Origin of the sequence: Komagataeibacter oboediens, from assembly GCF_003207815.1 — a bacterium.
GTDB lineage: Bacteria > Pseudomonadota > Alphaproteobacteria > Acetobacterales > Acetobacteraceae > Komagataeibacter > Komagataeibacter oboediens.
The window spans coordinates 36,010-50,685 of record NZ_NKTX01000018.1; the positions used below are offsets into that span (position 1 = coordinate 36,010).

The 14,676-nt window shown below is 65.6% G+C and carries 14 protein-coding genes; 5 read left to right on the top strand and 9 right to left on the bottom strand.

The annotated features are described in order from the left end of the window. Window positions 1–5: 5 nt before the first annotated feature. From ileS to CFR80_RS09425, 8 genes are all read right to left on the bottom strand, one after another. The gene (gene ileS / locus CFR80_RS09390; RefSeq protein ID WP_010514825.1) at window positions 6–2,879 is read right to left on the bottom strand and encodes an isoleucine--tRNA ligase; all 2,874 of its coding nucleotides are present in this window, start codon (window positions 2,877–2,879) and stop codon (window positions 6–8) included. Window positions 2,880–2,969: 90 nt separating this feature from the next. Next, window positions 2,970–3,929, bottom strand: coding sequence for a bifunctional riboflavin kinase/FAD synthetase (locus CFR80_RS09395; RefSeq protein WP_010514824.1), 960 nt, complete (start codon window positions 3,927–3,929; stop codon window positions 2,970–2,972). Continuing rightward, window positions 3,926–4,642: an acireductone synthase gene (gene mtnC / locus CFR80_RS09400; protein ID WP_010514823.1), complete on the bottom strand. Its 717-nt coding sequence runs from the start codon at window positions 4,640–4,642 to the stop codon at window positions 3,926–3,928. The genes CFR80_RS09395 and mtnC overlap by 4 nt, the downstream gene beginning before the upstream one ends. Before the next feature lie 23 nt (window positions 4,643–4,665). Then, the gene (locus CFR80_RS09405; protein WP_110507281.1) at window positions 4,666–5,208 is read right to left on the bottom strand and encodes a 1,2-dihydroxy-3-keto-5-methylthiopentene dioxygenase; all 543 of its coding nucleotides are present in this window, start codon (window positions 5,206–5,208) and stop codon (window positions 4,666–4,668) included. Beyond that, window positions 5,205–5,828 carry a methylthioribulose 1-phosphate dehydratase gene (locus CFR80_RS09410; RefSeq protein WP_010514820.1) on the bottom strand — a complete coding sequence of 208 codons (624 nt, stop codon included), beginning with the start codon at window positions 5,826–5,828 and terminating at the stop codon, window positions 5,205–5,207. The genes CFR80_RS09405 and CFR80_RS09410 overlap by 4 nt, the downstream gene beginning before the upstream one ends. A gap of 40 nt (window positions 5,829–5,868) precedes the next feature. Then, window positions 5,869–6,114 (bottom strand): twin-arginine translocase TatA/TatE family subunit, encoded by a 246-nt coding sequence (locus CFR80_RS09415; RefSeq protein WP_029329523.1) that lies wholly within the window; start codon window positions 6,112–6,114, stop codon window positions 5,869–5,871. A 136-nt stretch (window positions 6,115–6,250) separates the two neighbouring features. Next, window positions 6,251–6,745, bottom strand: a complete 495-nt coding sequence (locus tag CFR80_RS09420; protein ID WP_010514818.1) for a CHAP domain-containing protein — start codon at window positions 6,743–6,745, stop codon at window positions 6,251–6,253. Further along, the gene (locus CFR80_RS09425; protein ID WP_029329521.1) at window positions 6,742–7,383 is read right to left on the bottom strand and encodes a regulatory protein RecX; all 642 of its coding nucleotides are present in this window, start codon (window positions 7,381–7,383) and stop codon (window positions 6,742–6,744) included. The genes CFR80_RS09420 and CFR80_RS09425 overlap by 4 nt, the downstream gene beginning before the upstream one ends. A 298-nt stretch (window positions 7,384–7,681) precedes the next feature. Here CFR80_RS09425 and CFR80_RS09430 point away from each other — a divergent pair, with 298 nt between their 5' ends. The 5 genes from CFR80_RS09430 to CFR80_RS09450 all read left to right on the top strand — a co-directional run bounded on the left by CFR80_RS09430 (window position 7,682) and on the right by CFR80_RS09450 (window position 12,227). Beyond that, the gene (locus CFR80_RS09430; protein ID WP_048856301.1) at window positions 7,682–8,887 is read left to right on the top strand and encodes an aspartate aminotransferase family protein; all 1,206 of its coding nucleotides are present in this window, start codon (window positions 7,682–7,684) and stop codon (window positions 8,885–8,887) included. Then, window positions 8,884–9,870 (top strand): ornithine carbamoyltransferase, encoded by a 987-nt coding sequence (gene argF, locus CFR80_RS09435; RefSeq protein WP_010514814.1) that lies wholly within the window; start codon window positions 8,884–8,886, stop codon window positions 9,868–9,870. The genes CFR80_RS09430 and argF overlap by 4 nt, the downstream gene beginning before the upstream one ends. Further along, window positions 9,867–10,187: a hypothetical protein gene (locus tag CFR80_RS09440; protein ID WP_010514813.1), complete on the top strand. Its 321-nt coding sequence runs from the start codon at window positions 9,867–9,869 to the stop codon at window positions 10,185–10,187. The genes argF and CFR80_RS09440 overlap by 4 nt, the downstream gene beginning before the upstream one ends. Window positions 10,188–10,219: 32 nt before the next feature. After that, window positions 10,220–11,200 (top strand): Hsp33 family molecular chaperone HslO, encoded by a 981-nt coding sequence (hslO, locus tag CFR80_RS09445; protein WP_010514812.1) that lies wholly within the window; start codon window positions 10,220–10,222, stop codon window positions 11,198–11,200. A gap of 100 nt (window positions 11,201–11,300) precedes the next feature. Then, entirely contained in the window at window positions 11,301–12,227 is a 927-nt protein-coding gene (locus CFR80_RS09450; RefSeq protein ID WP_010514811.1) for a hypothetical protein, read from the top strand. Between the two features lie 136 nt (window positions 12,228–12,363). Here the strand turns inward: CFR80_RS09450 and CFR80_RS09455 are convergent, their stop codons facing one another. Then, the gene (locus tag CFR80_RS09455) at window positions 12,364–14,478 is read right to left on the bottom strand and encodes a protein-disulfide reductase DsbD family protein (protein ID WP_029329519.1); all 2,115 of its coding nucleotides are present in this window, start codon (window positions 14,476–14,478) and stop codon (window positions 12,364–12,366) included. Between the last annotated feature and the right edge of the window lie 198 nt (window positions 14,479–14,676).

A 14,676-nucleotide genomic window follows, 5' to 3' on the forward strand; every position in this document is an offset into this window, starting at 1 on the left:
GAAGGTTACGCCCCGTCCTGCACCACATCGACACAACGCAGGCACAGTTCGGGATGGGCGCTGTCCTGTCCCACTTCCTCCAGCACTTTCCAGCAGCGCGCGCATTTATGCCCCGCTGCCACGCTGATGGTGGGAATGCCATGCGGCACGCCATCCTGCGCCCCGTCCTCGCCAAGGTAGATCGAACCGGCACCCGCGATGATGGTGACATCCGCCTGCGAGACAATGGTCAGTTCCGCCCAGTCCACACCCTCAAACCGGGCCGCCTCCGCTTCCGACAGCGGCAGGTCGAGTGCGGCCTGCAGCGATGACTTGACCAGCCCGTCGCGACGCGCGGTTTCGATTTCGGTCGTGATGACACGACGTACCGCACGCAGCATTGCCCAGCGTTCACCCAGCGCGTCATCGTGCCACTGCGTGGGCAGTTCGGGGAACGGCTGCAGGTGGATGCTTTCGGAATTGCCGGGACGGGCCAGCCACGCCTCTTCCGCCGTGAAGACCAGTACGGGGGCAAGCCATGCGCACAGGCAGCGATGCAGCTGGTCCAGCACCGTGCGCGCCGCGCGGCGCTTCAGGCTGGATGCGCCATCACAGTATATGGTGTCCTTGCGCACGTCGAAATAGAAGGCCGACAGGTCCGCAGCGCAGAAACCGTGCAGCGCGGGATAGACCCCGACCCATTCATGCGTTTCCACCGCGCGCGCCACAAGGCTGCCCAGTTCGGACATACGATGCAGGACCCAGCGTTCAAGTTCGGGCAGCTGTTCGTATGGCACGCGCTCGGCTTCGGTAAAGCCATCCAGCGCGCCCAGCAGCCAGCGCAGCGTATTGCGCAGGCGACGGTAGAGTTCGCCCTGCTGCTTGAGGATTTCCTTGCCGATGCGCAGGTCCTCGTTGGTGTCCGAGTTCATGACCCACAGGCGCAGGATGTCGGCGCCAAGGCTGTCATTCACGTCCTGTGGCGCGATGACATTGCCCAGCGACTTGGACATCTTGCGGCCCTGCTCATCCAGCACGAAGCCATTGGTGACCAGCGCCTTGTACGGGGCCACGCCACGGGTACCGACACTTTCCAGCAGCGAGGACTGGAACCAGCCACGATGCTGGTCGGACCCTTCCAGATACAGGTCGGCAGGGAACGGCATGTCGCCATGGCCCAGCACGAAGGCATGGGTCGAACCGCTTTCGAACCACACATCGACAATATCGAACACCTGTTCGTAGTCGTCAGGATTGCGGCCATCGCCAAGGAAACGCGCGGCGGGGGAACTGTACCATGCATCCGCCCCTTCGGCGCTGAAGGCGTCGACAATACGCTCCATCACCGCGGCATCGCGCAGGACCTCGCCCGTGCGCTTTTCCACGAATACGGCAATCGGCACGCCCCACGCGCGCTGGCGACTGATGCACCAGTCGGGGCGGCCCGCCACCATGGAGGTCAGGCGGTTACGCGCCTGAGCCGGCACGAATGTCACCTTTTCCAGCGCCGTCAGTGCGCGGTCACGTAAGTGCCCGTCGCCATCCATGCGGATGAACCACTGCGGGGTGGCGCGGTAGATGATCGGCGCGCGCGACCGCCACGAATGCGGATAGGAATGGACCAGCGTCGCCCGCGCCACCAGCCCGCACGGCGCGGTGCCTGCAGCAACGGCGCGCTGCATGGCCTCCAGCAGCGCCTGGCACACCGGCTCGGCCGCCTTGAACACATGGCCACCGGCGAACAGCGGCACCCAGTCGGCATAGCGGCCATCGTCCATCACCAGTTCGGTAACCTCAAGGCCATAGGCGCGGCCAAGGTTGAAGTCGTCCTCACCATGGGCCGGGGCGGTGTGCACCAGCCCGGTGCCCGCCTCGGTGGTGACATGCGCGCCGGGCAGCAGCGGCACGTCGAAATCATAGCCCTGCCCGCGCAGCGGATGGGCGCAGACGGCACCTTCCAGCGCGCTGCCAGGCAGTGTGTACAGCACATGGTGGGCCGTGACATTCGCCGCCTCGCAGAACGGGGCGATCAGATCCTCGGCCACCAGCACGCGGGCCTCGGGTTCCAGTGTCGCATTGTCGCCCACGCCATCGACGCGCACCACGGCATAGGTGATGTCGGGGCCATAGGCGATGGCGCGGTTGGCAGGAATGGTCCACGGCGTGGTGGTCCAGATCACCGCCGCAACGTCCTGCAGCGCCCTGGCGGGCGTGGGGTCGGTCACGATGGGGAACGCCACGTGAATGGCGGTGGATTCATGGTCGCGATATTCGATTTCGGCTTCGGCCAGCGCGGTTTTTTCAACCGGGCTCCACATGACCGGGCGCAGGCCACGGTACAGCAGGCCGTTGAGCAGGAATTTGCCGATTTCCCCCGCGATCGCCGCCTCGGATGAAAAATCCATGGTGGCGTAGCGGTTCGCCCATTCCGCCTGCACGCCCAGCCTGCGGAATTCACTGGCCTGGATATCCAGCCATTTCTGGGCATAGGCGCGACATTCGGCGCGGAACTGCAGCACCGGCACGCTGTCCTTGTCCTGCCCGCGCTTGCGGTATTCTTCCTCGATCTTCCATTCGATCGGCAGGCCGTGGCAGTCCCAGCCCGGCACGTAATGGATGCCATAGCCCGACATGCGGTGGGCGCGGTTGATCACGTCCTTGAGGATCTTGTTCAGAGCGTGCCCGATATGCAGGTGCCCGTTGGCATAGGGCGGGCCGTCATGCAGCATGAACACGTCACGGCCGCGCGCCTGCGCGAACAGGCGGTCATCAAGCTTCTCGCTCTCCCATCCCGCCAGAATCTCCGGCTCCCGCCTGGGCAGATTGCCCCGCATGGGAAAGGAAGTGGTCGGCAGGAAGACCGTCTCCCGGTAGAGATCCTGTGGTTTTGACTCGGACATGGCCTGTTCTGTTCTTCTGGCAAGGGGAAGTGCATGCGCGACCACCGGCCCGCGTGCAGGAAACCTTATGGGGACCACGGTGGCGCGTGGTCAAGTTCTGGCGGATATGGGCGCGAATTCGTGGGTGGACAGGTATGCCATCGCCTGCGTGCAGTCGCGCGCGATCTGTTCCTTCAGCGCGTCCAGCCCGTCAAAACGACGTTCTGCCCGCAGCAGGGTATGCAGCGCCACCGACAGGGTCTGGCCATACAGATCGCCCGAGAAGCCCAGCAGGTGTACCTCCAGCCGACTTTCCTGGCCATCATTGATGGTGGGCCTGCGCCCGATATTGGCCACGCCGGGACAGACCTGGCCATCCGCCATGCGCACGCTGACGGCATAGACCCCGCGCGCGGGTTCCAGATGGCGGCCCAGCGCGATATTGGCGGTGGGAAAGCCCAGCAGGCGACCGCGCTTGTCCCCATGCTGGACCACGCCGCGAATCGACCACGGGCGCCCCAGTTCCTCCGCCGCGCGTTCGGGGTAGCCATCCTGCAGCAGCCTGCGGATGCGGCTTGATGAATACGGGCCCAGCGCATCCGACAGCGGGGGCACAACACTCAGGCCGATCCCCAGTTCAGCGGTCCGTTCGGTCAGGAAGGCGACATTGCCGCGCCTGCGGTGGCCAAAGGCGAAATCCATGCCGCAGGCGACATGATGCAGGCCCAGCCCCTCATGCAGCACGCGGGTGACGAATTCCTCGGCGCTCATGGCGCTGAATTCGCGGTCAAACCCGATCTGGAACACATGCCGGACCCCGAGCGCGGACAGCGCGGCAAAACGTTCCTGCGGCAGGGTCAGGCGAAAGGGCGGGTCCTGCGGGCGGAACAGTTCGCGCGGATGCGGCTCGAACGTCACGACAGCCAGTTCACGCTCGGGCCGGGCCGCATGCAGCGCATGGACCAGATGGGCATGGCCCAGATGCACGCCATCAAAATTACCCAGCGCCGCCACCGTGCCCCGCGCGCTGTCGGGAATGTTGCGCCAGTCGGTATGCAGGTGCGCCTTCATGCCTGCCCCGCGCGGGGCAGGCCAAAGCGTTCGGCCACCTCATCCAGCGTCGTGGCCACGGGGTGGGTCGTGCCCGGCTGCGTGCCATCCTGCGGGCGCACGATCTGGCACGTGCGCAGGCCCGCCTGCGCTGCCGCATCCAGTTCGGCCACCACATCGGACAGGAACAGGACGTCGCCCGCCTGCCACTGCGCGTCCTGCAGGATGTTGACGTAGCTCTGCGCATCCCGCTTGCCGCCCATCTGCAGGTCATAAAAGCCGACGAAGACGCTGCTCAGATCACCCTCGGTCGTGTGGCCATAGATCAGCTTCTGTGCTGCGACCGAACCCGATGAATATACCGCCAGCGCCAGTCCCGCCGCGGCCCAGCAGCGCAGCGCGGGTGTCACGTCGGGAAACAGCGTGGCCTTCAGCATGCCATCGGCATAACCCTGCGCCCAGACCATGCCCTGCAATGCCTTGAGCGGGGCGACCTTGGCATCGGCATCCATCCATGCCTCCAGCTGGCGCAGCGGCGGCACGCCGGGGGCAAGACGGGCGATTTCCGCCACCTGCGCGCGCACGTCCGGGTCATCCGCCCGCTTGCGCAGCAGTTCCGGCAGCGCCTTGCTGGCATAGGGGAACAATGTGTCATGGACGAAGGAAACCGGTATGGTCGTTCCCTCAATATCCAGCAGCACCGCGCGTACTGGCGGCTGCGTGGCCTGGGTCACGTTCTCATCTCCCTCAGTACGGCTCAGGCTTCAACGGGGAAGCGGGCCGCGATGTCACTGCCGGTATACTGCGCGATCCACCCATCGGGGTTGGTGAACACGCGCAGGGTCACGAAGTCCGGGCTCTCGCCCCCATCAAACCAGTGGGGGACACCGGCAGGCACCGAAATCAGATCCCCCGCCGTGCAGCGCACGTCATATACGCGCCCGCCCACATGCATGATGAAATCCCCCTGCCCATGCACGAAAAACCGGACCTCGTCCTCGCTATGGACATGTTCGGACAGGTATTTGCTGCGCGCCTGTGCCCAGCCCTGCGTGTCGGGCCCGACACGCAGCACATCGGCCGAACCCGCGCCTGTCTCCCCCATCAACTGGTCAAGATAGGGCCGGTAGGCATCCAGTACCTCGGCTTCGGACGCGGTGCGCGAGGGGACAACGGGGCTGTCCCAACGTTCGAAGCGCACATTGATCGCCGCAAGTTCGGATGCAATCCGCCTGGGATCGGTCAGGTGGATGATGGGCGTGCCGGGATTGTTATCGGCATAGACGTTCAGGCTGCTCATCGGATCTTCCTTTTTTCCAGTTCGCAGGCCAGCAGGAATTCCAGCCCCTCCAGCCGGGCCAGCGCGGTGTCCATGTCCTTCCCCCACACGTACACCCCGTGCCCGCGGATGATGTAGCCCGCGCGCATGCCATCCAGATGCGGGGCCACGACGCCGGACAGGCGGACAATGTCCTGGTCATTGTCGAATATGGGCACGTGAACCCGCGCGGCATGCGTGGTCTGTCCCGCGAAGACCTTCTGCACCTCGTAGTCTTCAAGCACCAGCGCATCCCCACCCAGCCGCGACAGCACGGTGGAGGCGACGGAATGACCATGCAGTACCGCGCCCGCATCCGGGTCATGGGCATAGATCTGGCAATGCAGCAGGGTTTCGGCGCTGGGCCGGTCGCCCGGGGTCAGGGGCCTGCCCGCCGCATCGACGCATATCACACCCTCCGGCCCCAGCAGCCCCTTGTGCCCGCCCGAGCGCGTGATGGCGAGGTTGCCGTCAGGCAGGCGGATACTGATATTGCCAGCCGTGGCAGGCACCCAGCCGAAACGGTCCATACGCCGGCCCGCCGCGATGATCCGGTCCACTGCCCGGCAGTATGCCCCCGCCGGGAACGCTGCATTATCCATTACGCCGCCCATCCGCGCGGCACAGGCGCGCAATCCATCATCATTTTACGTTATTGGCCGAATGCTGCGGCGCTTCGGAAAAGGAGGCGTCCTTCTCCTTGCCCGGTCCCTGGATATGACCGGTCGGCACCGGATCTTCCGGCGCATCATCGGCCATGTTCTTCTTGAACGACTTGATCCCGCGCGCCATGTCACCCATGAGCGAACTGATCTTGCCACCGCCGCCAAACAGTACCAGCACCACCGCCAGCACGATCAGCCAATGTCCCCAGCTCAAGCTACCCATCGCATCCCTCGATCCGCGTCCATGACGCAAAATACCGTATTGTCCATCCGCCATCCAATATGGCGGCGGCCTGCCCTACCCCGCCTATGTGAGGGGAGGCGCCACGATATGCAAGCACCCCCGCCAGTCTGACCGGTCAGCCTGCCGGCAGAATGAACCCGTAAGCAGGATAAACGGTTTTGCCCATGTCGTGAATGGGGGACCACCAGACCTTCACCCGCGACCAGTCATTGCGGGCAGAGACATCGACCACCGGTTCGCCCCGGCCAACACGCCCGGGCACCCAATTGGCCTGGTCCACCAGTACCTCACGCGGGCTGCGCACTGCGCGCACGACGGACACATGCCCGTCGGGCAGGCGCCCCGTGGCGCGAAACACCAGCACCGCCCCCGTCCTTGGCGCATGGGTGCGCGGATACCGGCCCTGCGCCTGCCCCCACCATGATGCGGCAGCGCCACTGAGCTGCACATGCGTGACCTGTCGTGCATAGGGAGCGCACTGCACCGCCCCGTGCCAACCATGGCCGCTGCCGCCGCCCGCACATGCCGCAAGCGACAGCAGGCCGCCCGCCGCCACGACCCGTGTCAGTACTGTCCGCGCCAGCGCGGCCCGTGTCCGCTCGCGCTTCATGCCATCCTCATGCGCATGATCCGGTCCTCCGCTTCCTCCAGTTCCATGTCCAGCGCCCTGCGGGCCGTATCATGCGCAAACCCCGCGCGCGCCATGGCATCCATCGCGCGGCGGTAGCGTCTGTCCACCTCGTCCCCATCCGCATCGGGACGCACGAAGGGGCCGGCGCGACGCTTGCGGGCAAAGACAAGGGCCGCGGCCAGTTCGGTTTCCTGCCCTTCCCCGTCACGCGGGCCGAGGGCTTCCTCCACCGCACGGCCCACCGTGGCCTCATCCACGCCACGCACGCCCAGATGGGCGGCGACCATACGGCGCGAACGGCCCGCGCGGGCAAGGGACCGGGCGCGGAATTCGGAAAAACGGGCGTCATCCACCGCGCCCAGCCCCTCCATGTCGGCCACGACGGCGGCAATGGCGCCGCGTGCAGGCAGCACGGCCTGCATGGCGTCATGTTCATCCATGCCGCTGCTGACCGCGCGGCGCACCCAGCGGTCGATATGACGCGCCAGCATCCGTTCCACGCCCACGCGGGTTGCGGAAAAACGGGCAAGATAGGCAAGGGCCACCTCACGCAGCCTGGCGGCATCGGGCGCGGGGGCAGGCGGTCGGGGTGCGGAGCGGGAAGGACGGGCCACCATGATCCCCACTATGCCACAGCCATGCGCCCGCGCCCATGATTATGCGCGGATGTATGGCTGCCATGGCCCCAGCGGGGGCGGAAATGGCGCGAAGGTTGCATTTCGCACAGGCGGGCCATATTCTCCCTCCTTTCCGGATCTGCATGCGCAGACAGGACGGCGCGACAGGTCGTGTCGCCTTAATTGTAGTAGCCGGAGAAATCGGAAAACGGAATATGCCCACCCCGATGGCGGTGGGCCGTTTTCGTTTCTGAACCATGATCCTTTTTTCTTTGACCTGAAATCACAAGGCTGTTCCATGATTTCCGCCCTGATGCCGAATTACAATCGCGCCGACCTCGCCTTCGAGCGCGGCGAAGGTGCCTGGCTGTACACGGTGGACGGGCGACGATTCCTCGATTTCGGGTCCGGCATCGCCACATCCTCGGTCGGGCACAACAACCCCCACCTTGTCGGCGCCATCACGCAGCAGGCGCAGCGCGTGATGCATGTGTCCAACCTGTACCGCGTGCCGCAGGCCGAACGGCTGGCGCAGCGGCTGGTGGCCAATACCTTTGCCGACAGCGCCTTCTTCTGCAATTCGGGCGCTGAAGCCAACGAAGGCCTGATCAAGATGATCCGCCGCGCGCAGGCCAAGTCCGGCCACCCCGAACGCACGCGCATCATCTGCTTCAACGGCGCGTTCCACGGGCGCACGCTGGCGACACTGTCGGCCACGGGCAACCCCAAATACCTCGACGGGTTCGGCCCGCGGGTGGAAGGGTTCGACCATGTGCCACTCAACAACATGAACGCGGTGCGCGACGCCATCGGGGCCGAGACGGCGGGCATCATGATCGAGCCTGTGCAGGGCGAAAGCGGCATCCATGTCGCCACCCCGCGCTTCATGCGCGAACTGCGCGCAGTGTGCGATGAATACGGCCTGTTCCTGGGCGTGGATGAAGTCCAGTGCGGCATGGGCCGTACGGGGCGCCTGTTCGCGTATGAATGGTCGGACATAACGCCCGATATCCTGTCCACCGCCAAGGGCATTGCCGGTGGCTTCCCCATGGGTGCAGTGCTGACCACCGAAACCATCGCGAAGCATATGACGCCGGGCAGCCATGGCACGACCTTTGGCGGCAGCCCGCTGGCGTGTGCCGCGGCGAATGCGGTACTCGACATCCTGCTGGCCCCCGGCTTCCTCGAAGGGGTGCGCGCCCGTGCGGCACAGCTGGATGCGGGGCTGGACCGGCTGTGCGCGACCTATCCGGATGTCTTTGCCAGCCGCCGGGGACTGGGGCTGCTGATCGGCCTGAAATGCAGCGCGGACGTGGCGCTGGTGCAGACCGCCGCCATCCATGAAGGCATGCTGAGTGTCACGGCAGGCGACAACGTGCTGCGCATGCTGCCGCCGCTGACCGTGACCGAGGCCGACTGCGCCGACGCGCTGTCCATGCTGGACCGTGCGGCACAGCGGGTGCGCGCCCATGTCGCCGCAGCCAAGACGGAGAATGTGGCATGAACGCGCTTCAGACCCCCACCCACGTGACCCCTCGCCACTTCCTTGACCTGCGTGACCTGGACGGTGCGACGCTACGCACGATCCTGGATGTCGCGGCCGGGATTAAGCGCATGCAGCACCATCGCACCCGCCCGCTGCACCCGGCGCTGCCGCTGCGCGGCCGGGCGCTTGGCCTCATGCTGTCCAAGCCGTCCACGCGTACCCGTGTCTCGTTTGAAGTGGGGATGCAGCAGCTGGGCGGAAACGTGATCCTGCTCTCCCCCGGTGACATGCAGCTGGGCCGGGGGGAAAGCATTGCCGATACCGCGCGCGTGCTGTCACGCTTTGTTGACGCCATCGTACTGCGTACCGGCAAGACGGAAAACCTGCGCCAGCTTGCACGCTGGAGCAGCGTTCCGGTCATCAACGGCCTGACACCGGATTCGCACCCGGTGCAGATCATGGCCGACATCATGACGTTCGAGGAACATCGCGGCCCGATCACGGGACGTACGCTGGCATGGGTAGGGGATGGCAACAATGTCGCCACCTCCTTCATCGAGGCGGCAGCCCTGTTCGGCTTCCACCTGCGTCTGGCCACGCCCGCGACGCATGCGCCATCGGCCGCCGCCGTGGCATGGGCGCGCGAACATGGCGCGCAGATCACGGTCACGACCGACCCCGTGGCCGCCGTGGCCGGGGCGGACGCGGTGATTACAGACACATGGGTCAGCATGTCGGACAAGGAATCGGCCCAGCGCATCAGCGCGTTCGAACCATACCGCGTCAATGCGGCCCTGATGGCACATGCGGCGCCCGACGCCCTTTTCCTGCACTGCCTGCCTGCCCATATCGGGGAAGAGGTGACGGAAGACGTGTTTGAAGGCCCGCATTCCGTCGTGTTCGACGAGGCCGAAAATCGCCTGCATGCGCAGAAGGGCATCCTGATCTGGGCGCTGTGCGGCGAGGACTGGCAGCAATATGGAAAGGAACCCACGGCATGACCGGACCGGCCGAACAGCCCGCCCTGCCCTCCGCCACCGAAGACACGCCGGAAATCCCCGGCTGGGCGGAAAAAAGCGTGCGCGACATCTTTGCCGCCCTGCCCACCCGTGACACCCGTATTGACGCGGTGCGTGACGCCTATCTGGACTGCATTGCCGGGGCAGGCCGCACCGAAGACCTGGATATGGAACATGACCGCTGCCGCCTGCGTGCCATGACCACGCTGGACACGGACGGCCTGCTGCCGGCGGACCAGCTGAAAGACCTCGACCAGCGCCTTGCCGCGCTGGAGGCGGATATTACCGCCAATCTGTAATGACCCACGTCCCCCGGAAACGGGGGCACGTGATGCTGCGGGTTTCTGCCATGACTGCCAACAATTCTTCCCCCGCCTTTCTGGACGCAAGTCGCCCCGACACGCCCGATCTGGTCGTGCCGCAGGGTGTCGTGCCGTTCTATCTGGACCACCGGCCGGTGCGCGGCCGTCTTGTGCGTCCCGGCGTGCTGACCGATACGCTGCTGACCCGCCATGACAATCCTGATGCCGTGCTGCGGCTGGCGGGGGAAGCGCTGGCGCTGGTGGCGGCCCTTGCATCGTCACTGAAGTTCAGGGGGTCATTTTCCCTGCAGGCCAAGGGGGATGGCCCGGTCAGCCTGCTGCTGGCGGACTGCACCGATTCCGGCGCGCTGCGCTTCCATGCCCGTTCGGATGACGAACAGGTGGCCGAGCTGCTGAAGACCACACCCGCCCCGACCGCCAGCCAGCTGCTGGGCAAGGGATATATCGCCTTCAGCGTCGATCAGGGGCCCGATACCGACATCCATCAGGGCATTGTCGAGATGAATGGCGAAAGCCTGTCGGAAATGGCCGCGCATTACTTTGCCACCAGCGAACAGCATGCCTGCTGGGTCAGGCTGTTCTGTGAAAAAACACCCGTGGGCTGGCGCTCTGGCGCGCTGGTGATGGAAAAGATCGCCATGGATGGCGGCATCGATGCCGACATGACGCCCGAAGAAGGCGATGATGCGTGGGAAACCGCCGTTACCCTGGCCACGACGCTGACGGCGCGCGAAGTGCTGGATGACACCCTTTCGTCCGCGGATCTTCTGTACCGCCTGTTTCATGCCGAAGGGCTGGTTGCGGGGCAGCCGCGCGCACTGGCGTTTGGCTGCCGCTGCTCACGCGCGCGCCTGTCGGGCATTCTGGAAACCTTCCCGCTGGATGACCTGGACCATATGGCGCAGGACGGCACGATCACCATGAACTGCTCGTTCTGCAACCACAGCTTCCACTTCCAGCGTGATGAGATCGGCGGCAAGGCAGCCTGACGCTGTCCTGCCCCTGTTCCACCGGCGCGGAACATGGCACGGTCGCAGGACTGACCCACCGACCGCGCCGCGCGCGCCTGCCGTTACCGGGATATAATCCATGCGACCGAACCGTTCGCCGCTTTCCGCCCCCGCCCTGCGCCGCAGCCTGCGCGCGGCACTTGTGGCCAGCCTGCCGTTGCTGACGCTGCCACTGTGCGATCCTGCCTACAGCCGCAGCCACCGTAACGACACCCCCACCACGTTCGAAGGCCCGCAGTATGGCGATGCCCAGCCGCTGAACCTGAATGTCGCGTCCATTTCGGTGGTGGACCGGGGGCAGCCGGGGCTGGTGCCAGGCGATCTGTCCGGACGTGCGCCCAACCCGCCGGACCAGCTTCTCAAGCAGATGGCGCATGACCGGCTGATTGCCGCAGGCAGCGGGGGGGAAGGCGTCTTCACCATCGACCGGGCCTCGATCCTGCATGAACCCGGTGGCATTCTGGACGGACAGCTGAACGTGCATCTGGACGTGACATCGGCCGATGGCCGCCGCACGGGATATGCCGTCGCCCAGGTGACCCGGTCCTATGACCCGAAACGGAAACATGGCAACAGCGATACGCCGGAAAATCTGAACACCCTCACCAACATGATGCTGGTGGACATGAGCAAGGAACTGGAATCCCAGATCCGCAACAATCTGGGCAACTGGCTGGTCACCGGGCAGGCGCAGGCGCCCGGCGGCATCGTCGCACAGCCACTGGACGGCACCGAGGAACAGCAGCCAGCCACCACGCAGGCCACCACCCCGGCCCCGGACACCAGCACCATGACCATTGGCGGTGGGCCGACAGACCTTCCGGCTGCGGCCCCTTCGACACCCGCGGCAACGCAGGCAACACCAAAGCCCGCGAATGACGGGCCGGACGCCATCTTCCCAACCGGGTATCCATCCGATGATGGGGACAGCGCGACACCGGCGGCCAAGCCGCAACTGCGCTCTCCCCCGCCGGGGAACCTAACGCTGCCGGGCAGCACCAACTGATCTTTCCCATGCAGGGGGCGGCATCATCCGTCCCCTGTTTTTTCGGCTCTGTAAAGACGGTTCTGGTGAAGTTCTTTTTTCAAAGAGCTTCGAGGAACGCCGCCTTCCTGAAAAAAGGCGGCGTTCCCAAAAAACCTTATTTTCCCGCCGGTGCGGTCATACGCAGGACAAGGCCGGGCGTCAGGATTTCGGGCAGGATGACCTCCGTCCCGTGTGCAGGATAATAGGCATAGAATGGCACGCCGTCGCGGCCATGGTCATGCAGGAAGGCGGTAATCGCCGCATCCCGCAGGGTCCAGTCTCCCTTCATGTAAACGATTCCACGCCGGGCAAAGGCGTCCTGCACTGCATGGGTGGACAGGGCCACGCGTTCATTGACCAGACATGAAATGCACCATGCCGCCGTCATGTCCACGAAGACCGGACGCCCCTGCCTGCGCAGTTCCGTCAGCCGGGTGGGGGAAAAGGTGGAACTGCCATCCGTCACCCGGTCGGTCCCCCGGCCCCGGTCATGCACGGTGGCAGGTGGCAGCACGCCACCACCCACGAATGCCACCAGCAGGGTCAGGATCGCAACGGCGCGACACAGCCCCGCGCGGCCTTCCATGGCATCGCGCAGGTCCATCATACTGGCCCGGCGCAGGCACCAGCATCCCGCCAGAACCAGCATCGCACCCGCCGCCAGCAGGCCCAGCGCGTCCATGCCGCCTTCCAGCTTCGCCACCCATGCCAGCCACACGCATGTTCCCAGCACCGGCAGGGCCAGCAGGTTGCGCACGGTTTCCATCCACCGGCCCGGCTGCGGCAGCCAGCCCAGCAGGCCGGGCATGCACGCCAGCAGCAGATAAGGTGCCGCAAGCCCGCACCCGAGTGCCGCGAAAACCAGCAGCCCCACCACCGGGGACGCGGCCAGCGCCCCGGCCACCGCCGCCCCCATGAATGGCGCGGTGCATGGCGAGGCAAGGACAACCGCCAGCACGCCGGTCAGGAAATCCCCCGCATGGGCAGGCAGGCCGTCCCCCAGCCCCATCAACCGCAGGCCGATGGTAAAGAAACCCAGCAGATTCAGCGCTACGGCAAGCAGCAGCAGGCAGATCACGATGACAAAACCGGTAGACTGGAACTGAAACCCCCAGCCCGCCTGCTGGCCCGCCACACGCAGCGCGGCAATCGCCCCGCCCAGCACCACGAACGAACCCACCACGCCCGCGGCATAGGCCCCTGCCCCCATAAGCGCCGCCTTACGCGCGCCCCGCGCCATGCGCTCCAGCGACAGCACCTTCATCGCCAGCACCGGGAATACGCAGGGCATGAGGTTCAGGATCAGCCCCCCCACGAATGCCATGCCCACAAGCCAGCCGACATGCCTGATTCCGCCGGGGGCAACAGCCATGGGCGATGGAGGTGCAAGCACGCGCACGTCCCCCACCACCGGCTGCACCAATAATCCGCGCTCACGTCCCATGGGGTCACGCAGGACCACGATACCCGACAGGCCCGCCCCGTCATGGAATACCGGCCCCGGTTTCAGTGTCAGTTGCACGACACCCTCGCGCACCGTCACGGCCTGCGGCACGTCCTGATCGATCGCACCCGCCACTTCGGGCATGAACCACGCATCCTTCACTGCATCCGGCGATAGCCCGCGCCCGATCAACTGCAGGACCCCGACGGTTGAGACACGGGCGGCAAAGGGCGAGGCCACCGGCCTGCTGGCGGCGGCACTGACGAAAGCGGCCACCTGCGCCGAAGGCGCCGGTTCCCCCCGTGGCAGGGTCAGGCTGAAACTGCCATGTTCGGGCACACAGACATCGGCACAGACCAGCCACTCCGCCGTGGCATCCAGCGTGACCGGCCCGTCCCCCTTCCCCGCCACGGGGGACAGCGTGACCGGCAGCAGCACATCGCCGGTATAGGCATAGGATGTCAGCGGGCCGTCATGCAGCACGCGCGGCGTGGGCCATTCAATGGTGCTACCCTGTCCCGTCGCCCCGCCCGTTGCCCGCACATCCAGCGTCGGCGCATCGCCCGCATCACCGGGGTTGAGCCAGTAGGTGTGCCACCCTGGCGTCAGTTGCAGCCGCAGGCCCACATGCAGGGGCCTGCCGGGCATGTAGGTATCGTCATCCGTGACCAGGGTTGCGGTGGCACGGGGGGACACCACGCTGCCGCTCTGCGCGGCGCGGGCCGGATGCAGGACCGTCACCAGCATGCACAGGATGGACACAAGCCACAGGAAGGGCACGGACAGTACTCCGCCAGAACAGGATGAATGAAAAACGCGCCCGTGTACCATGCCAAGGATTGCCCCACCACCATGCCGGACGCCATAAGATCAGGATATGGCCTTAGAGCCCGATCCGAAAGTTTTTGAACAATACCAGCCTGTTGTGATTCATCCGTCTTTGCGAAGAGATGGAGTGAATGGTGACATGGACTGGTATTGCCC